17 protein-coding genes are annotated in these 18,874 nt (G+C 43.7%); 5 read left to right on the plus strand and 12 right to left on the minus strand.

Going from position 1 to position 18,874, the window contains the following annotated elements; all coding sequences use genetic code 11:
- From H8704_RS11755 to H8704_RS11795, 9 genes are all read right to left on the minus strand, one after another.
- A partial coding sequence (locus H8704_RS11755) for a hypothetical protein (protein WP_249298378.1) occupies positions 1-1,515 on the minus strand: 1,515 nt, incomplete at its 3' end.
- A 212-nt stretch (positions 1,516-1,727) separates the two neighbouring features.
- The gene (gene rlmD / locus H8704_RS11760; protein ID WP_249298379.1) at positions 1,728-3,119 is read right to left on the minus strand and encodes a 23S rRNA (uracil(1939)-C(5))-methyltransferase RlmD; all 1,392 of its coding nucleotides are present in this window, start codon (positions 3,117-3,119) and stop codon (positions 1,728-1,730) included.
- Position 3,120: 1 nt separating this feature from the next.
- On the minus strand, positions 3,121-4,095 hold the full coding sequence (locus tag H8704_RS11765) for a 3'-5' exoribonuclease YhaM family protein (RefSeq protein WP_022463789.1): 975 nt from the start codon (positions 4,093-4,095) through the stop codon (positions 3,121-3,123).
- A 145-nt stretch (positions 4,096-4,240) separates the two neighbouring features.
- Positions 4,241-4,870: an RNA polymerase sporulation sigma factor SigK gene (sigK, locus tag H8704_RS11770; RefSeq protein WP_249298380.1), complete on the minus strand. Its 630-nt coding sequence runs from the start codon at positions 4,868-4,870 to the stop codon at positions 4,241-4,243.
- A 99-nt stretch (positions 4,871-4,969) separates the two neighbouring features.
- Complete coding sequence (locus H8704_RS11775) at positions 4,970-5,629, minus strand: metallophosphoesterase family protein (RefSeq protein ID WP_249298381.1); 660 nt, start codon at positions 5,627-5,629, stop codon at positions 4,970-4,972.
- An 18-nt stretch (positions 5,630-5,647) separates the two neighbouring features.
- The gene (locus H8704_RS11780; protein ID WP_249298382.1) at positions 5,648-7,570 is read right to left on the minus strand and encodes a BMP family ABC transporter substrate-binding protein; all 1,923 of its coding nucleotides are present in this window, start codon (positions 7,568-7,570) and stop codon (positions 5,648-5,650) included.
- Positions 7,571-7,749: 179 nt separating this feature from the next.
- Complete coding sequence (locus tag H8704_RS11785) at positions 7,750-8,910, minus strand: ABC transporter permease (protein ID WP_249298383.1); 1,161 nt, start codon at positions 8,908-8,910, stop codon at positions 7,750-7,752.
- Positions 8,897-10,030 carry an ABC transporter permease gene (locus H8704_RS11790; protein WP_249298384.1) on the minus strand — a complete coding sequence of 378 codons (1,134 nt, stop codon included), beginning with the start codon at positions 10,028-10,030 and terminating at the stop codon, positions 8,897-8,899. The genes H8704_RS11785 and H8704_RS11790 overlap by 14 nt, the downstream gene beginning before the upstream one ends.
- Positions 10,031-10,048: 18 nt before the next feature.
- Entirely contained in the window at positions 10,049-10,984 is a 936-nt protein-coding gene (locus H8704_RS11795; protein WP_249298385.1) for an ABC transporter ATP-binding protein, read from the minus strand.
- 227 nt (positions 10,985-11,211) lie between these two features.
- Here H8704_RS11795 and H8704_RS11800 point away from each other — a divergent pair, with 227 nt between their 5' ends.
- On the plus strand, positions 11,212-12,291 hold the full coding sequence (locus H8704_RS11800; protein ID WP_249298386.1) for a sensor histidine kinase: 1,080 nt from the start codon (positions 11,212-11,214) through the stop codon (positions 12,289-12,291).
- Positions 12,292-12,363: 72 nt separating this feature from the next.
- On the plus strand, positions 12,364-12,984 hold the full coding sequence (locus tag H8704_RS11805) for a response regulator transcription factor (RefSeq protein ID WP_022463781.1): 621 nt from the start codon (positions 12,364-12,366) through the stop codon (positions 12,982-12,984).
- Between the two features lie 132 nt (positions 12,985-13,116).
- Here H8704_RS11805 and H8704_RS11810 read toward each other — a convergent pair whose 3' ends face one another.
- The 3 genes from H8704_RS11810 to H8704_RS11820 all read right to left on the minus strand — a co-directional run bounded on the left by H8704_RS11810 (position 13,117) and on the right by H8704_RS11820 (position 15,805).
- The gene (locus tag H8704_RS11810) at positions 13,117-14,256 is read right to left on the minus strand and encodes a hypothetical protein (protein WP_249298387.1); all 1,140 of its coding nucleotides are present in this window, start codon (positions 14,254-14,256) and stop codon (positions 13,117-13,119) included.
- Positions 14,246-14,773 (minus strand): RNA polymerase sigma factor, encoded by a 528-nt coding sequence (locus tag H8704_RS11815; RefSeq protein ID WP_249298388.1) that lies wholly within the window; start codon positions 14,771-14,773, stop codon positions 14,246-14,248. The genes H8704_RS11810 and H8704_RS11815 overlap by 11 nt, the downstream gene beginning before the upstream one ends.
- A gap of 231 nt (positions 14,774-15,004) precedes the next feature.
- Positions 15,005-15,805, minus strand: a complete 801-nt coding sequence (locus tag H8704_RS11820) for an HAD family hydrolase (protein ID WP_249298389.1) — start codon at positions 15,803-15,805, stop codon at positions 15,005-15,007.
- Between the two features lie 246 nt (positions 15,806-16,051).
- On the opposite strand from H8704_RS11820, the gene H8704_RS11825 reads away from it, so the two are divergent.
- The 3 genes from H8704_RS11825 (at position 16,052) to H8704_RS11835 (ending at position 18,873) form a co-directional block, all read left to right on the plus strand.
- Entirely contained in the window at positions 16,052-16,966 is a 915-nt protein-coding gene (locus H8704_RS11825; RefSeq protein ID WP_118678438.1) for an ABC transporter ATP-binding protein, read from the plus strand.
- 17 nt (positions 16,967-16,983) lie between these two features.
- Positions 16,984-18,255: an ABC transporter permease gene (locus H8704_RS11830; protein ID WP_118678440.1), complete on the plus strand. Its 1,272-nt coding sequence runs from the start codon at positions 16,984-16,986 to the stop codon at positions 18,253-18,255.
- Positions 18,256-18,321: 66 nt separating this feature from the next.
- The gene (locus tag H8704_RS11835; RefSeq protein ID WP_249298390.1) at positions 18,322-18,873 is read left to right on the plus strand and encodes a hypothetical protein; all 552 of its coding nucleotides are present in this window, start codon (positions 18,322-18,324) and stop codon (positions 18,871-18,873) included.
- The last annotated feature ends 1 nt before the right edge of the window (position 18,874 follow it).

An 18,874-nucleotide genomic window follows, 5' to 3' on the forward strand; every position in this document is an offset into this window, starting at 1 on the left:
ATCCGGTATTTCCTTAAATACCAAAACTGACGGAAATGCCATTACAGTATTATGTTTAAGATAGTCTATATGAAATATCAAAATATCAACATCTTCTTTTTCATAATACTCATAACAGAAAATCCTGTTTAGATTTTTTATATACTCCTCTTTATTTCTATTATATTCTTCTTGTGCTGATGGTCTATTAAATAGATTATCAGTAATTAAAGGCATATTGGGCGTTTGTAAAGGATACCCCGTATATTCAACGACAACATCATTACTTTCAATTTGATAGGCATATTCCAAAAATCTCATTTTCAATATTTCTTCAATAATATTACTTTCCGGAATGGCTATATCCTTTATTTTGCAGACATGATTTTTCTTAATAATAATTTTCACATCAATGTCTTCATCAAACGTATTCCCTATATTAGCCACGGTTAAATCAACCAATCCTTGTTTATCTACCCTTTCAAAAAAGGTAATATATTCATAATAATCAACAATAGCCCAGTACAATTCCTCTATAGAATCATATCGTTTTTTCTCTTCCTCACTACCTTCAAAAGTTGTACCACTACCTCCATAAAATGGAACCAGCGTGGATACCCTTTTTTTAAGATTTCCAACATTCCAAAAAGAATCTTCGATTTCAATGTCATTCTCTTTGGCGAATTTACAAATGGTACTCTTCCATCTATCCGCAATATCTGCATCCATTATTTTACCTTTCATAAAATCTGATTTTCCTAATAATTTATTCAAATCAGGGGTATTGATCAATAAAGGATTTTCCCTTTTTTCAATGTCCTCTGTATTTTTCTTTTCTCTGGCATTCAGATATCCCTGCTGTAATAAAGCAATTTTTGAAATAATACTCTCTCTTTTATCCTTTACCAGTTTACACTCAGAAAATCCAGAGTACTCCACAACTGCACATTTATCTTCTTCCAACGATGCTGCCTTAATTTTAAGAACGGGGCTTTCCTTTTTTTCAAATATCTTTTTCCTACCTACCGCTAACGGTAAAAAATGCATTCCTAAATGATTCGTAAATAGCTGTCTCAGTTCATGTTCATCTTTTACTATAAAATAGATTCCTCTATCTCTGTACTTTTCTTTAAAGGCCTGCACCTTTTTATATTGTTCCATATCTACATTAGACGGGTTTACAGGTGCATCAAGAAAATACATAAATACTTGTTTATTTGAAGATAACATTTCTTCAATTTCTTCTTCTGTTCCAGAGCCATATTTATCTGTCGGTGTACCAAATTTTGTCCAAAATATAGCTACTGCAGCATCGCATTCCCGAACAAATTGTTTATTCAACAATTCCTGCGGTTTGTCCCCTGATTGCGGATAACTATCTGTTGACCAATGCTTTGTTGCAATTTCCATATTATTAATATTTCCATATACTCTATTAAAATTATCCACACACTCCCTAATAATATCGATAAATCCATTCACATCACCCGGACATGAAATTAGCAAATCGTATGCAGTAATTCCTACTCTTGGCATAAAACATTCCTCCTCTGTTACTCGCTAATATCAGTATTGTGATACCTACTTAATTACTTGAGTTTCTTTTGCGAAAAACTATCCTTTCGCCAAAATGTATATCTCCTGTTCTCCAAAGCCTATCCTCTGGGGTAAATCTCCACTTATATTATCACTCTACGGAAACAGAAACACACACCTATTTTTACTCCAAATTGGCAGAAACCTTTGATTTATTGGGCTTTTCTCGACAGAAGGCAGACCGTCTCCACATGGCTGCTATGTCCAAACATATCGCACGCTCTGACACGCTTTAATTCATACCCTTCCCCACACAAATATTTCAAATCCCTCGCCAGCGTCGCCGGATCACAGCTCACATACACGATCCGTTTCGGCTCCATCCGGACAACTGTACGAAGCAGCTTCTCATCACATCCCTTCCGGGGCGGATCCAGTGTAACCACATCCGCCCTGAGAGAGCCTCCGCTCTGCTCATACTGTTCCGGCACCACATCTTCTGCAGCTCCCACGAAAAACTCTGTGTTGGTAAATCCGTTACGGCTTGCATTTTCTCTGGCATCCTCAATCGCCTGTGGTACGATTTCCACTCCGCAGACCTTTGCTGCCTTTTGAGCCAGAAACAGGGAAATCGTACCAATGCCGCAATAGAGATCCCAGACAACTTCATTTCCCTTAAGATCTGCATATTCCAAAGCAGTTCCGTAGAGCTTCTGTGTCTGCTCCGGATTCACCTGATAAAAGGAAAGCGGAGAGATCCGATAGGTGATATTTCCTATTCTGTCCTCAATATAGGTCTGTCCATATATTGGGACAACCTTTTCTCCAAGAATACGGTTCGTTTTATCTTTATTGATATTGAGACAGATGCTTTTTATTTTATATGTCGTTTCCACATCAGTTGCTTTTTTCAGCATCTCTACCAGCTTGTCCTGATGTGGCAGCTTATTTCCATTGATGATCAGACATACCATAACCTCGCCGGTATATTTTCCCACTCTGGTGAGAATATGACGGACCAGCCCTGTATGCTTCTTTTCTTCATAAACCGGGATATCATACTGCTTCATAAATGCAAGGATTGTCTCCAGGATCATATGATTACAAGGATGCTGAATGGCGCAGTCTGTATTTGGAATGATCGAGTGGGTTCTCCCCGCATAAAATCCGGCTACAGGATTTCCCTCTTTGTCATATCCCACAGGATATTGTGCCTTGTTGCGATAATGATATGGCTCGTCCATTCCCATGATCGGCTCCATGGGGATCTCCTCAAAGCCACCAATTCTCTGAAGGCAGTCTCGAACCTTCTTTTCCTTCCATGCAAGCTGCTTTTCATAGCTGCAATGCTGGATCTGGCAGCCACCGCACTGACGGGCACAGTCACACGCCGGCTCAACACGCCATGGTGAAGGTTTCATCACCTCCAGCAGACGTCCATAGCCAAATTTCTTTTTCGCCTTGATCACTTTTACACGGACAATATCTCCCACAAGAGCATCTTTAACAAAGAGGGTATAACCCTCCTTATGGCCTATACCCTCTCCGTCCGTTCCCATATCATCTATTTCCAGAGAAAACTCCTGTCCCTTTCTAATCTCCATCTCAGACTCCTTTATCCATTTTCTTTTTTTGCACATACCCGGAACTCTGGCGCACATTGGAATCTACATAACGGCTGAATCCAAGCCACTCTGTAGTCGGCTCTGCCTTATCATAGATTTCCGTGATGGTCTCCAGCTTGGCATCCGTATTGTCCGCAAAACTCAAAGCGATTGCCTCTGCCAGTGCCGGTTTTTTCGGAGATCCAAACTCCAGCTCTCCGTGATGAGACAAAATACAGTGGCGCAGTTCAGAAGCCAGAACCGTTGGAAACCCCGGGACCTCCTGAATCTTCTGTCCAATCTTCTCTGCCCCCATAAAGATGTGTCCCAAAAGCTGTCCATCGTCCGTATAATCGTTGGTTGGAAAGCTTGATATCTCATATACCTTTGCAAAATCATGGAAAATGGCTGCTGTCAGCAAAAGATCACGATCCAGTACCGGATAATTTGCCGCCATAAAGTCACACAATCTGGTGACTGCCAGTGTGTGCTGCAACAGGCCTCCGACAAATCCATGATGCACTGACTTAGCTGCCGAATGTACTTTAAACTCCTTGATAAATGCAGCATCCTTTAGAAATGTATTCTCCGTGAGCTGCTTTAAATGCGGCTCCTTGATCGTTGCAATCATTTCACAAAGCTCACGGTACATCTCCTCAATATCATATTTTGAAGAAGGTATGTACTCTGCCGGATCATATTCTCCCTCCTCTGCCTTACGCAGACGGCGGATATTGACCTGACGTGCCCCCTGAAAGGAGGTCACCATACCATCTGTCATTACAAAATCCATGGCATCGAAATCAGCAATGCCGTTATTAAGCTCCCAGATCTTTGCATCGATCACACCTGTCTTATCCTGCAGGAGCAGAGAATAATAGGTTTTCCCTGCCTTTGTCTTTAAGATCTGCTTGCTCTTGCACAGATAAATACCTGTAAATTTGTCTCCTTCTTTATATTCATTAATGTAATACATGTGTCTATAATCCCTTTCTGTCTCAATTCACAACTGCCCTGTCTTAGCAATACATAATTGCAATAGATTATTGCAATGCGTAATTGATTTAAGTGTATCACAATCATTCTTCACTCACAAGAGTACAGCGAAAAAAAACACAAATTCACAAAATGCTCTGATAACATTTATTCAGCTTCATCAAAGCTTTTTTTTCAATGCGGGATACATAAGATCTGGAAATGCCGTATAGCCGTGCCACTTCCTTCTGTGTTCTCTCCCCCTGACCATCCAGTCCATAACGCAGAGTCAAAATCTCCTTTTCCCGTTCCGTCAGGACCTCATTCATAAAACCCTTCAGCTTTTGCATATACTGTTCCCTTGTGATCCGCTCTGAAATATCCTCATCTTCATATTCAATAATATCGATCAGACTGATCTCATTGCCCTCTTTGTCCGAACCAATGGAATCATACAGGTAAACATCTCTGGCTGTTTTTTTCCGGGCACGGAAATTCATCAGGAGTTCATTTTCAATACACCTGCTGGCATAACTTGCAAGCCGGATCTTTTTGGATTCATCAAAGGAATCCACGGCCTTGATCAGACCGATCGTACCGATTGAGATCAGATCCTCCATATCTTTATCCAGAGCAGCATATTTTTTGGCAATATACGCCACCAGACGCAGATTCCTTTCAATCAGGGCATTCCTCGCTTCCTTATCTCCTGCCCGGCATCTTCGCAAATACTCTTTTTCCTCTTTGGCGCTGGGAGGCTGTGGAAAAGACTGCATAATGACATACCTCTTTCACGCTTTCCCTTTATCCTATGCGCGAGGGAAGATGTCTGTGCTTTTCCTACCGGATCAAAACTTTTTCCCTTAAAGACATCCTCAATAATAGTCCTTGGGATAAAGTCTTTTATTCATCCGCTCCCAGAACTTCCGTTTCTTCTCCGGCTCCGGCACCTCCACAATATATCTCTCGTATGCATTGATAATCGTCGTATCAAGATACTTGCTTATCCTCGGCTGATTCCGGTTATAATTCATATGTACATGACCATGGAAAAAATACTCCGGCTTATAATGCTTCATGACCCACCGGAAACACCGAAAACCCTGATGGGGCAGATCCTCCCCATCCCCAAGATCCTTCGCCGGGGCATGAGCCACCAGAATATCAAGACCGCCACGGATGCGGACCTTCCATTTTAACCGTGACCACCGCTGATACATCTGGTGCTCTGTGTATTGATACTTCCGCATGGAATAACACATAGAGCCTCCCAGTCCGGCGATCCGGAGTCCCTTATAGACAAACACCTCATCGTCAATACATACACAGCCATCCGGTGCTTTCCGGTCATAATGCACATCATGGTTTCCATGAACATAAAGAACCGGAACCGTAGTAAACGTCGCCAGAAACGACAGATACTCCGCCTTCAGATCTCCACAGGATATGATCAGATCAATGCCATCCAGCTTTTCTTTTTCAAAAAAATCCCATAAATATTTTGACTCTTCATCAGCCAATAATAATATCTTCATGATTCTCTCCCCACCCCGCTATACCAATGATCTCTCCTGATCACTCAGCGTCTGTTTCAAGCCCCTGAGACGCACCAGATCCTTTGCATGGTCGCTGAGCTGGTCAATGGTAGGAATCTCTCCCACTATGCCTTCGATCAGCCAATCCATCATCATAACATCCTCCGGTGCCAGTGTTTCGTTTTCCCCACACCGCAGATTATGCTCCGTATCATATAATATACCGGAAAATACCGGAAAGCTTCCATTGGCAATAGAGCCCTTCAGGAAATTGATCAGCCTCTTTGTATTGTCCGGAACACTGCTGCCCAGAATCACATCCAGTACATTTGCCGATAATCCCCACCAATAATTTAATGCCTTGGGTTCTTTGGTTGTGTCGGTTTTCCAGGACCCCCGCATAATACTGTTGATCAGCTCCTCATAGAAAGCACCCCATTGATATACGGTGGTCGCAATGTTTTTTGTGCCCTTGTCCGATAAATGGTACAGTCCCAGTGCGCGATCCTCCTTGGTTGGAGAAATCATATTCTGGGAAGAGATCATCGAGATCCCGTGCTGTAAAAAATACTCATCGGAACGACAATTCTCCATAGTAGACCACTGCAGATGGACCCTTGCTCTCGGATTAATGATCCTTGCCCCCAAAGCAAAAGCATTGATTCCCGGTATCACGCCATAGATTGGATAATCCGCCAGATAACCTATGTCGTCCTTCTCACTGAGACTGGCCGCCAGCATTCCCAGCAGAAGCTTCCCTTCATATATACGGATTCCGTATGTCCGGATGGACGCGTGCGGGGAATTCAGCGAACAGTTCAGTATCTTTGTATTCGGGTATAATGGAGCAACCTTAATACAGGCCCGCACAAACATTGGCGCGATCGCAAAGATAATGTCATACCCCTCCTCACAGAGCTTCCGCAGTATCTCTTCGTCATCCTCATAAGGCGTTGCAATAAATGCTTTCGCATCGATATCCCCGTGAAAAGCGTCAATAATATGCTTTCTTCCCATTTCCTGGCCATAGATCCAGTCCGATTCTGACGGCTTGACATCATATACAAAGGCTACCTTGTGTACCTTCGGCGACTGCATTTTTTTGATCATAGAAGTCTCTGTATTTGGAACCGTCAGCAGCTCTACCGGCTCCTCCTCACCAAGCGTTTTAATTTCCGTCCAGATTTTGGACAGATCCTTTTTGATCTCACTTGTCAGCTTGTCTCCGGACTCACTGTACGGATAAAGGGACAGATAGAATAAAAGAGCATCATCATCTGTGATTCCTTTGATCTCGTTGCCCCCCATAGCTTTATAAGCTCCGTAGAACGCCACATGAAAGGAAGAGAAGTTCATGCGGTCATCCTCCGTCCACTGTTCATCCGCACCTTTTCCAACATATTGGCACAGCTTCTGATAACTTCCCTTCTCACTGAATACCACATAATTGATCTTTGTATTTTTGTAAAAGTCCATAAATTCGTAATATATCTGTATATTTTTGTCCTCCGTCAGACGGGGAACCTTACGGATCACTTCTGCCGGAATCGTAGGGGATCCCACGTATTTTAATACGCTGGTACGCTTATTGCCCTCGATCACATAATATTTATTTAAAAACTCATATACCTTGATCGGCGTATGAATTCCTTCCTGAATCTGTGCATCATACAGCAGTGACCATTTCACCGAAAATTCACTTCCATAATTCAGAAGAGGCATAAAATTGTAAGCAAATGCCTGCGTTCTTCCAGCAGAAGAAGTACCGATCACCTGCTTGGCAGGAATATTGATGGTTCCCAGATTTTCTTCCCGTTCAATATGCACATGGGATAATATCTCATCCAATACAGGAAGATATGGATAACTGCCCTGTAATGTCTTGCTTTTATAAGCCTTCAACGCCAGCTTCTGTGCTTTCAAATAATCATCATATGCCATAGGATATACCCCTTTCCAATATATTTGACAAAATATCAATCTTCATTTCTAACATTGCTTATATTTTACAATAATTATACCCATAAAAACAAGAACTCCTGCAAAAAAAGCAGAAGTTCCTGTTTTAAATTCATCTATTACCGGCACTGTACCACCGATCTGTTTATATTTTCAGAAGGTCACTGGCGTGAGCTGCGCCTTGCAGATACAATTACCAGCGTTACAGCAAACAGGACAAGTGCATAACCCACAGATACTATCGATTGAATCAATACATCCCATACAAAGCTCTGTGTTGCATTTTTCATGGCTCCGATCATCTCGTTATTCACAACATACCAGTATGTCGGAAAAAGCTTTGCCACCCTCATAACACCGTCTCCAAAAAATTGTCTCGGAACAAATACACCACCCAGAAAACAAAGCACCAGACTGGTTACATTTACCACGCCATTTACCGCATCGCCGTTTTTCACGGTCATGCCGGTAAAAAAGCCAAGGCTGATACCAAACAAAAGCATCGTAAAAATGTTGACCGCAAACCATGGAAGTCTTGCATCTGTCAGTATGTTTCCTCCTGATATAATCACCGCCGCCACCATCACAAACAGATACAGGCAAAGACCATATACCAGTATTGCTGCCGTCAGTCCCATTACCCGCTTTTTCATTGGCAGGGCACCACACTCCGTTCTCTCCCGGACCTCCTTCCCATTGATCCGCAGAAGTACCAGACCAATTCCTGATACGCCTGCCGCAATAAACAGATATGGCACATACAAAAAGAAACGGGTACTCATATCTCCCTGATTTTTATTGACAAAAGACGCCATATGCACCTTCGTTTCCTTCTGCTGCAGCTTCATCAGCTGCTGTTGTGCCGCATCTGTATCAACTCCGTTTTTTACCAGAGCTGCCATTTTCTGCAGATACATCTGCAGTGCCGCCTCAAAATACGCCGAATCGAAATATCCGGGCACCTTCATACAGGAAAGCTCCGGTATCTCTCCCTTGGCAAGCGTCCTTCCTGCTCCCTCCGGGATCACCAGCACATAATCAAATCTTCTCCAATACAACGCATCTGTAATTTTATCCTGATCCATTTTCATTTTGGTCACCTGATCATGGGTTCCAAAATACTCCCTTATCTGATCTGCCATCGCACCATCATCTTCGTCCACAATAGCAATGTCAAGACTGTCCTGTTGAAAGGAGGACTCTCTTCCCCCTCCATTCACCTTCGCCATGATCAGTGACATAGACATAAAAACCGCAAAGAAGATAAAGACAGTTCCTTTGTATTTATTTAATATCAGAAAAAATGACTTAAATACTCTCATATCGTACCCTCCTCAGCTTCCATACACTGATGATCACACAAATGATCCCGATCAGTGCCAGCGTCACCATATTGACCATATAACGATGACTATCCCCATATACGGACAGACTCTTGAAACCATTGACGATCAGGGTACCCGGATTGATCCTGTTGACCACCGGACATTTTTTCTCAATGATAAATGTAATGTCCCCCCACTGAAGACCTGCCAGAAAGGAACTGATCATAAATACTGCCACACAGATTCCTTCCTTTTTCTGAACCGGCCCTTTAATAAAGACAGCGATCACCTCTCCGATCGCCAGTGCCGTAAAGCTGCCGATCCATCCTCCCAGAAGGACAAGTCCTGCATTCTGTCCGAAATCCTGGTCATAAACAAATACACAAGCACCGATCACAACAGCTACGATAATGCAATATAATATATATGTGGCCGTAAAATCGTACAGTACCTGACGCAGCTTCGGTGTCGGTGCAACATTTCTCCTTGCCCCCACTGCTGTGAGGTCCGCCTGAATGTCATTTCCGTTGTACATACCCACCATGGTTCCGATCAGACAGGTCATCGCGATCAGCGCATAAAAATACTGGGCATAGGGATCCTTATCGGTCCCCTTTAACGGGATTTCCGCAATTTTTGCCTGTGTTCCCGCCGCCATATCCATCACAAAAGCCGACACCTGATCCGGATGCTTCTCCGCCATATCTGTGATCAATGCTGTATTTTCACGATACTGATCCAGAAATGTTTTGATCAGACTGCTGTAATGATCCGATGATTTCACTGTCAATGACAGATCGTCCTTTGCCTGAATGATTCCATATATCTTCTCAGACTGCAGTGCTTTTTCTGCCCCGGTCTGATCATCATATATCTTCACCTGAAATAACGGAATCTCATCCTCCGTTTTTACCGCTTTCAGCATGGTGACAAACTCCTCCGGCAGCGCATCTCCTTTCACTACTCCCACCGGCACTTTCTGAAACTGCTCCAGATCATTGATCCCGCTAAACATAAAATAAAACAGCATTCCAAGGATCAAAGGAAATGCTAACGACCAGAAGATCAATGTTTTCTGCCGCAGCATAGTTTTCATTCGATATTTGATATGTATCATAAAAGTCTCCTTTTCGCATCAGTCCCTGAGCTCCTTGCCGGTAATCTCCAAAAATACATCATTCAGCGTCGGAAGCTCTGAATGAACATTTCCAAACGCCGTCTCCTTTTCCTTCAACAGATCCAGAAGACGGAGTAAGTTGTGCTTTCCTTTCGAAAAACGAACCTTGAGAAATCCCTTATCATAGCTGACACCGATCACATGGGGAAGGGTTCGGATTGCATCGGAAACCTCCTCCGACAGCTCCATCACCTCCATCTGGATCGTCTCTCCCAGATCGATCATTGCCTTGAGCTCATCCTTCGTGCCAAGTGCCAGATTTCTTCCCTTATCCATAATGGCGATCCGGGTACAGATCTGCTCTACCTCCTCCATGTAATGCGTCGTGTAAATGATCGTGGCTCCCTGCCGGTTCAGCTCCCGGATCCCCTCCAGAATCTTATTACGGCTCTGGGGATCTACCGCAACCGTGGGCTCATCCAGAATGATCAGCTTCGGTTTATGGGCAATTCCACATGCAATATTTAAGCGGCGGAGCAGTCCTCCGGATAGCTTCTTCGGATAAAATTTCCGAAACTCAGACAGACCGGCAAATTCAATCGCTTCCTCCACCAGCCTTTTCCTCTGTCCCTTTTCCGGTACATATAATCCGCAAAAATAGTCAATATTTTCATAAACAGTCAGCTCCTGAAATACTGCCACATTCTGCATAATAATACCGATATCCTTTTTGATATCATAGCTGGCAGGCGTCATTTCCTGTCCGAAGATTTCAATATGACCTTTATCATAGGAAAGCAGCGACAAAAGGCAATGGATCGTTGTAGATTTTCCACTGCCGTTTGGCCCCAGAAGGCCAAAAATCTCTCCCTCCTCAATCTCCAGATTAAAATGATCCACGGCTACCAGATCTCCGTATCTTTTTACTAAATTTTCAATTTTTACAACCTTCATAATATGATATCCCTTTCTCAGACATAAAATTTCACACCTGCTGTAAAACATACTTCTATAATACCGAAATAAACAGTACCATGGTAGTGAAAATTGTAAAAATGCCATATGACATTTGTCACATTCTCAAAATGCTTATGGATATCCCCTTTCAAATCCCTTATAATAAAAGCAGTATATTTACGGATTTGATATTTTAATTCACAGAAAGACGAGGGCTAATGACAATGTCTACCTACATAGATTCTATTTTCGTGTTTATCCTGTGTGTTCTGGCCTGTCCGTCCTTCCGGCCGGATCCCATACACATTACCGGTATTCTGTTTCTGATCACGATATATTGCTTTGAACTGCTATGTTCATCCGATAAACAGCGGGCATATCTTGGAATTACCGTTCTGATCCTCTGCTTGTTTTTTCCGCAAATGTCGGTATTCTTACCATGGCATTGCTATGTGCTGTTTCTGCACCGGCAATATATCTCCTCCGGACTTTATCTTCTGCCGGTGATCAGCTACAGTTATCGGATATCCGGTGAACCGATCCTGTTTCTCATGCTGATCACAGCAATCAGCTTTTATCTTGCCCACACCAACCGGATGCGTGCCGGTTTAACGGAGCAGATCCATACTCTCCGGGATGACAGCGTCGAGCGGGAGCTTACTCTGCAGGAAGCAAACCGCCAAATATTAGAAAATCAAAATGATCAGATTTATATTGCAACGCTCCGGGAAAGGAACCGTATTGCCAGAGAGATTCATGATAATGTCGGTCATATGCTGTCCCGCTCTATTCTGCAGACAGGAGCACTGCTTGCCATCTGCAGGGATGAAGCCCTTACTCCTCATCTGTCCGCTTTAAAGGACACCCTTAACCTCGCCATGGATAACATCCGCAATAGTGTTCATGATCTGCGAGACGAATCCATTGACTTAAAATCGGCACTTCAGGACATCACCGATTCCTTCACCTTTTGTCCCGTGCTGTTACAGTGTAATATTTCCCGTCATATTTCCAAAAATGTCAAATACTGTTTCCTGGCGGTTACCAAAGAAGCACTCAATAACATCATGAAACACAGCAACGCCACAAAAGTGCTAATCACCGTCAGGGAACATCCGGCATTTTACCAGTTGTTGATCGAAGATAACGGAAATTCGGCGAAACCTTTCCCGGATTTCCACGGAATCTCATCTGACGGAATGGGCATTCCAAATATGCGGGATCGTGTCGAGGCTCTTCACGGAATTCTGCATATCAGCCGGGAACACGGATTTCGAATATTTATCTCCATTCCGAAATCTTAACACTACTTTGCCGTGCGGCTTCTGCTGCTTCAATATTATCCTATAAAATACAAACAGGAAAGGAATTATATTATGAATATCGTTTTGATCGATGATGACCAGCTCGTCTGCATGTCCTTAAAAATGATCCTGGAAGCCGATGATAACATTCAGGTTACCGCCATCGGCCACGATGGCAATGATGCACTTCCTTTATACCGGCAGTATCGCCCGGATGTTGTGCTAATGGATATCCGGATGCAGCACCGCAGCGGAACCGATGCATTATCTGATATCCTTGCAGAATTTCCCGATGCCAGAGTTCTTTTTCTCACTACCTTTGTAGACGACGAATACATCACCAAAGCCCTGCAGCTTGGTGCCAAAGGTTATATCGTCAAGCAGGACTATGAAACCATCATTCCGGCACTGAACGCCGTTTACTCCGGGCAGAATGTTTATGGAAGCGAGATCATAGAAAAACTTCCGGAGCTTATGAGGCCGGAGCCCTCCTTCGACTACAACTCCCACGGCATCACAGAAAAGGAATATGAAATCATCACTTTGGTGGCGCAGGGTCTCAGCAATAAAGAGATTTCCGCCCGGCTCTTTCTCAGCGAGGGAACCGTCCGTAATTATCTCAGCGGCATTCTGGAAAAGCTGGAGCTTAGAGACAGGACACAGCTTGCCGTATTTTATTATCAGCATGCCTGATGCCAAATATCCTACAGGCATTTTCCGATAATCGAGTAGGAGGTTTTACCCTGATGGCAAAACCTCCTTTTTCTGTTTCTGCCTGCGATTTAAATATTTTAATGCAGACATTTTCTTCATATATTTTGTTAATTATTTTTCCCGTTTTGTAAGCTCTACAATCTCACCGGAATCTCCGATGGACAGATAAATCTTTTCCGGCAAGCCGATACTTTCATAACAGCCCTCGGAAACATACTCATTCTTTCCTGCTTCATAACATCTTCCGCCATCCATGCCGCTAAAGGAAACCGGCTTTCCGTCCTCATCGCAAAGCTCCATCCAGCTTGCGGATGCGTCCCCGGACACGCCCTTTTCTTCATAATGTGCAGTCAGATAAGAACCCACCTCTGTCGTCGTCAGTTTTACTTCCTTTAAAGTCACCTGGGTACCCGGTATCGGATTGTTCTTCTGATCCTGCATCACATAATAAGCACTTTTTTCTGTACTGTGATCCTTCACATCAATTTCAATCGCCGGATCATAATGGGTTTCACTGCTGTTATTCAGCATCAGAAGCGGCTGGATCGTCAGCTGGAATTTCTGTTTTCCGGAACGACGTTTTGCATTGACCTCAATAACTCCCTTCGTGCCGGATAACTGTTTCACATCCCTTGAAACGATTTCCGCATCCTTCGCATCCTTTTCCTGTAAATGCAGCCGAACCGGGATCAACCCCTTTTTCTCACAATAGTCTGAAATGGAAATATCTGCGTTTTCATCAATCCCCAGATCAGAAACAGAAGAGGTCATTTCATCCGGATCCATAACCAGCAGATATTTATCCGGATTTTTAATATTTACATTTACAATGGCTGTTACATATTTGCTGTCACAAAGAACAGAATCCACTTCATAATCCAGAATATCTGCATTTTTCCGGGAAGCATCCATAGTTACCTCCGGATGACTTTCAATCAGCTTTCTGGCATCTTCAGTAAGATGACTTCCTGATTTTCCCCAGAAATCCTGTATTCCAAAATAATGCGTTGCCGCATAAGCTCCCCCTGCTCCTGCTGTCAGTACCACGGCCACCAGTGCCGCAGCCACCGCTGCCTTCTGCCAGGTAAATCCTATCATTCTCCGATTATTTCTGTTCCCACCGTCAAAAGCACCGGAATTTTCCTTTTGCTTCTCGTTCGCCATTTTCAAAACCTTCCGGTTCAGATCTCCCGACAACTGTTTCCCCTGATGATATGTTTCTCTGATAATCTCGTCTACTCTATCTTTCATATCCATTCGCCTCCAATTCCTGTTTGATCTTTTTTCTTGCCCGAAGCAGCCGGCTTGTCACAGTTCCCCTGCTAATCTTCAGTTGATCTGCAATTTCCTGTGTTGTCAGATCCATACTGTAATGAAGTAATACCACAACACGATACTTTTCGGGCAGCCCATTGACCACCCGCTGTACCAGCTTTCCTGTCTCCTGTTTCACATAATCCTGCAACAGATCTGTTTCCCCCGGTATTTCTTCACCAAGTGTCCCATTTTCCGGACCAATATTCTGCATTACATATTTCTGTCTGCGTTTTTCCTTGCGCCACTGATTTTTCCAAAGATTGGCTGCTACGCCTGCCAGAAACTTTCCTGCCATATCCGGCTCCACAGGCCGCGTAATTTCCATCGCCTTCAGAAATGTATCCTGATACAGATCCTCTGCACTGCTTCGATTTCCTGTCAGATAACAGCAAAACCGAAATACATCCTCCCCATAAGATGCTATGCTTTGTTCTATTTCTTCTATTGTCACGCTGCTCTCCTCACTGAAAGGATTGGATTCCATCGATGTATTTATTACCCTTTCACTTATATTATGTCGTCAGTTTCGCCGCTGATTGCATACAAAAAACCGGAAATGAAACGTAATTTCAAAATGCAGTTGTTATACATCTGCCGCAAACTGTGCTTTATATATTTCGGTAAAAATAGTAACGGTAAATTATTTCGAAGGAAATTTACTGATCAACTTTTCAGAAATCGATCAGACATTAAACGGTAATTGATTGATGACCTGCATCACACCACATTCATTATTAGACGGAGCAATATGACGGGCAATCTCCTTCAACCGGGGATGCCCGTTTTCCATACAATAGCTTTCCCCACAGCTTTTCAAAAGCTCCACATCATTGAGATAATCCCCAAACGCCATACACTCCTCCGGCTTGATCTGATATTTTCTCTGAATCGCAGCAATTCCTGCTCCTTTATTGGCACTGGCATTGGCGATATCGATCCAGCTGTCCCCGGATACCACAACTGCCAGTCTCTCCGGCAGATCTGCAAATGCAGCCGCAGCCTTGTCTACCTGATAATTCTCTACAAATATCGCAATCTTAACAATCCGGTCCTTTAGTGCCTCTTCCATCACATTCTCACATTTCGTCAGACGGTGATAATACATGGATGCTTCTTTAAAAACAGCTGCCTTCGTATCCTGTCGGATATATGCTCCTTTCACGCCACAGAGCATGGGGGTGACTCCTTCCATCCGGTTCAGCCTGTCCACACAATAACGCAGATCCTCTGACGGGATCTTATCACAATATAACGCCTCCTCCTTTTCATAGACAACACCACCGTTTTCTGCCACATAAAGAAACTCGTCCTTCAACTCTCCCATATTATCCCGAAGAGTATAATACTGGCGTCCGCTGGCGATCACTTTACGGATCTGCGGATGATTCTTCACCCACGCCGGAAAATCCGGCGGCAGCTCCTTCCGGTCATTCAAAAGTGTTCCATCCATATCAAATGCAGTAAGCTTTATATTCTTCATCATTCATTCCTCGTCTCTTTTCTCTATATTCTCTGATTCACATTTTCTGTTTGTAATTCACTTTCCTTATTATGAACAGAATTTCAAGAAAAAACAAGCCTCCTTTCAAAACGACATTTTGTAAAATATACTTGACATTTTGTCATGAGCTCATTATACTCTTATACAAGTAACACACATAATAACTCAGAAGAAAAGACGGTTTTACATATCAATCCGACCGCTTTTCCCATATGAACGGAGGTTCCTATGAAACTGGAAGTGAAAAATATTACAAAGTCTTTCGGCGAAACAAATGTCCTGAAGGGCATTTCCTTTTCTGTTGAAAGCGGTAAGGCCCTTGGACTGCTGGGCCGGAACGGTGCCGGCAAGACTACCACGATCCGCATCCTGATGGATGTATTTCATGCAAACAGCGGTGAGATCACCTTAGACGGTAAGCCCTTCGAGCCCCGCAAGGTACAGATTGGATATCTCCCGGAGGAGAGAGGGTTATATCCCAAACGAAAGGTTCTGGAGCAGATGATATACCTTGCTATGCTCCGGGGTGTCAGCCGGAAAACGGCTTCTGCCAATGCAAAACGCTGGCTGGAGCGTCTGGAGGTGTCCCAATATCAGGATAGACTTCTGGAGACCCTTTCCAAAGGAAATCAGCAGAAGGTCCAGCTTGCCTCCACTCTGGTCTGCGATCCGGAGATCGTGATCCTGGATGAACCCTTCAGCGGTCTTGATCCGGTCAATTCCCAGATTCTGCAGGAGGTAGTTCAGGAGATGATCCGGGATGGCAAAATTGTCATCTTCTCCAGCCACCAGATGAGCTATGTGGAAGAATTCTGTGAGGATATCGTGATCATCAATCACGGAGAAGTGGTTCTGTCCGGTCATCTGGACACCATTAAACGTGACTTTGGAAAGGATCAGCTTGTCTTAAGTGCCCTTGATCTGAGCCCGGAGGAGTTTACGGATCAGTTGCAGAGCCGTCTTTCTGACATTGTCCAGATTACAGGACAGACGAAAGAGGATGTGATCGTTCGTCTCAATGAAGGCGTAAGCCGCCGCGAGCTGCTGGCAAAGCTGTCCCAGATGGAGGACATTTCCATTGAGCATTTCGAAACCTATAAACCATCCCTGAACGATATCTTTGTTGCCCGTGCCGGTGAATAGCACAAAAAGGAGAGCTTATGAAACGATTTTTTACCATATATGAATTTGAATTAAAAAGTTATTTAAAAAATAAATCTTTTACCATTACAACCATCCTTCTGGTGGTTCTGCTCTTTGCAGCCACCTTTCTGCCTCGTTTCTTTGATATGTCAGATATGCTTGGCATCGAAAAGACTTCCACAGAGTCCGGAGATAACAAGGATACCTCCGATAAAACGAAAACAGACGAAAAGGATAAAACAAAGATCGGCGTTGTTGATGAAACCGGCATACTCGGAGACATGTCTGTTTTGAAACAGACCTTTGAGGATACCGACATCGTTGCTATGAAGACAGAAAAAGAGCTGAAAAAAGCCGTGAAAGCAGAAGACGTGTCGGCCGGCTTTGATGTCAAGGATGATCTGAATTACGAGTATTATGTGATAAACCGTGATATGTACGACGAGAATCAGATGATCTTCGAGGGACTTCTTTCCCAGGTACATCAGCAGCTTTACTGTCAGAAAAAGGGTCTGGATTATGCAACCTTTGCCGCCGAATACGATGCTCCTGTCAACTGCACCGAAAAGATCCTTGGAAAGGATGCCGGCGATAATTACTGGTACTGCTATGTCCTTGTTATGGTGATCTTTATGATGATCATCCTGTACGGTGTTATGGTTGCCACCTCGGTCACAGTTGAAAAAAGCAACCGATCCATCGAGGTTCTTGTCACCAGTGTGGATGCAAAATATCTGCTGTTCGGCAAAGTATTTGCCGGAGCCACTGCTGCAATCGTACAGATCAGTCTGATCCTTGCATCGGCCCTGATCGGTTACAACATCAATCACACATACTGGGGCGATAAGCTGGATATGATCCTGAAGATTCCCGGCAGTGTCCTTGCGGGATTTGCCGTATTTGGCATCGGCGGTTTTCTGTTCTACGCCTTTCTTTATGGCGCAATGGGTGCTCTTGTCTCCAAGACAGAGGATATCAACAAATCTGCCGGAACTCTGCAAATGCTTATTATGATCGTCTATTTTGTGGTAATGTTCCAGCTTCCGACACCGGACAGCGTCGTGATGAAGGTCTGCTCCTTCCTGCCATTTTCTTCCTATTCCGCTATGTTTGTGCGGATCGGTATGGGAAGCGTTACCATGGCAGAAATCATGACATCCGCAGTGATCCTGTTTGTATCGACCTTTGCAGCCGGATGGCTTGCCGCCAAGATCTACCGTATGGGTACTCTGCTCTATGGTAATCCGATCAAGCTGACGACCGCATTGAAAAATCTGAAAAATAATTAGTGATCTGCTATCCGATACAAAGATTGAGATTTTATGTGATTACATTTTGAGAATTGAGGTGTTCGTATGAATCATTCCATTAGTTATATTGTCGGTATGTTGAGTGGGTTTACCGCTGTTATTCTGGTCATTTTGGTCGTTCGCATCCTTTGTCGCAAACATCGGCGCGTCCCCAAAATGTTAAACCCGGAAATCACATACGATGAGCGTCAGATCCTCGCCAGAGGAAAAGCCTACCAGACTGCATTTCTTGTTCTGATAGGCTATGTCCTGGCCGCATCCTGTCTCGATGAGTTTTTGGGCTGTCCCCAGCTTATGTCCTTTGGTGGATTATGGCTTGGCGTGTGTCTTTCTATTTTGGTATTTGTAAGCATATGCATCCGGAGAGACGCCTATCTGTCCCTGCAGGAGAATGCAAAGGAATTTAATATTATGGGAATTGTGATCAGCATTTTAAATCTTGTGCCCGGATTTCTTTCCCTTTACAGAAAACAGCCATTTCTTGTCAATAATTCCATCTCGTACCGCTACATTAATTTAATGGTTGGTATGCTGTTCCTGTTGAGCACTCTTCTATTTGATCTGAAGCTTATCTATGACAAAGGATCAGAGGAATAAG

The sequence above is a fragment of the Jutongia huaianensis genome (genome assembly GCF_014384985.1).
GTDB lineage: Bacteria > Bacillota > Clostridia > Lachnospirales > Lachnospiraceae > Jutongia > Jutongia huaianensis.

What these genes read in the sequence shown, in the direction of transcription:
- rlmD (WP_249298379.1), bottom strand. Translation starts at nt 3,119, where the DNA reads ATGGAGATTAGAAAGGGACAGGAGTTTTCTCTGGAAATAGATGATATG.
- H8704_RS11765 (WP_022463789.1), bottom strand. Translation starts at nt 4,095, where the DNA reads ATGTATTACATTAATGAATATAAAGAAGGAGACAAATTTACAGGTATT.
- sigK (WP_249298380.1), bottom strand. Translation starts at nt 4,870, where the DNA reads ATGCAGTCTTTTCCACAGCCTCCCAGCGCCAAAGAGGAAAAAGAGTAT.
- H8704_RS11775 (WP_249298381.1), bottom strand. Translation starts at nt 5,629, where the DNA reads ATGAAGATATTATTATTGGCTGATGAAGAGTCAAAATATTTATGGGAT.
- H8704_RS11780 (WP_249298382.1), bottom strand. Translation starts at nt 7,570, where the DNA reads ATGGCATATGATGATTATTTGAAAGCACAGAAGCTGGCGTTGAAGGCT.
- H8704_RS11785 (WP_249298383.1), bottom strand. Translation starts at nt 8,910, where the DNA reads ATGAGAGTATTTAAGTCATTTTTTCTGATATTAAATAAATACAAAGGA.
- H8704_RS11790 (WP_249298384.1), bottom strand. Translation starts at nt 10,030, where the DNA reads ATGATACATATCAAATATCGAATGAAAACTATGCTGCGGCAGAAAACA.
- H8704_RS11795 (WP_249298385.1), bottom strand. Translation starts at nt 10,984, where the DNA reads ATGAAGGTTGTAAAAATTGAAAATTTAGTAAAAAGATACGGAGATCTG.
- H8704_RS11800 (WP_249298386.1), top strand. Translation starts at nt 11,212, where the DNA reads ATGTCTACCTACATAGATTCTATTTTCGTGTTTATCCTGTGTGTTCTG.
- H8704_RS11805 (WP_022463781.1), top strand. Translation starts at nt 12,364, where the DNA reads ATGAATATCGTTTTGATCGATGATGACCAGCTCGTCTGCATGTCCTTA.
- H8704_RS11810 (WP_249298387.1), bottom strand. Translation starts at nt 14,256, where the DNA reads ATGAAAGATAGAGTAGACGAGATTATCAGAGAAACATATCATCAGGGG.
- H8704_RS11820 (WP_249298389.1), bottom strand. Translation starts at nt 15,805, where the DNA reads ATGATGAAGAATATAAAGCTTACTGCATTTGATATGGATGGAACACTT.
- H8704_RS11825 (WP_118678438.1), top strand. Translation starts at nt 16,052, where the DNA reads ATGAAACTGGAAGTGAAAAATATTACAAAGTCTTTCGGCGAAACAAAT.
- H8704_RS11830 (WP_118678440.1), top strand. Translation starts at nt 16,984, where the DNA reads ATGAAACGATTTTTTACCATATATGAATTTGAATTAAAAAGTTATTTA.
- H8704_RS11835 (WP_249298390.1), top strand. Translation starts at nt 18,322, where the DNA reads ATGAATCATTCCATTAGTTATATTGTCGGTATGTTGAGTGGGTTTACC.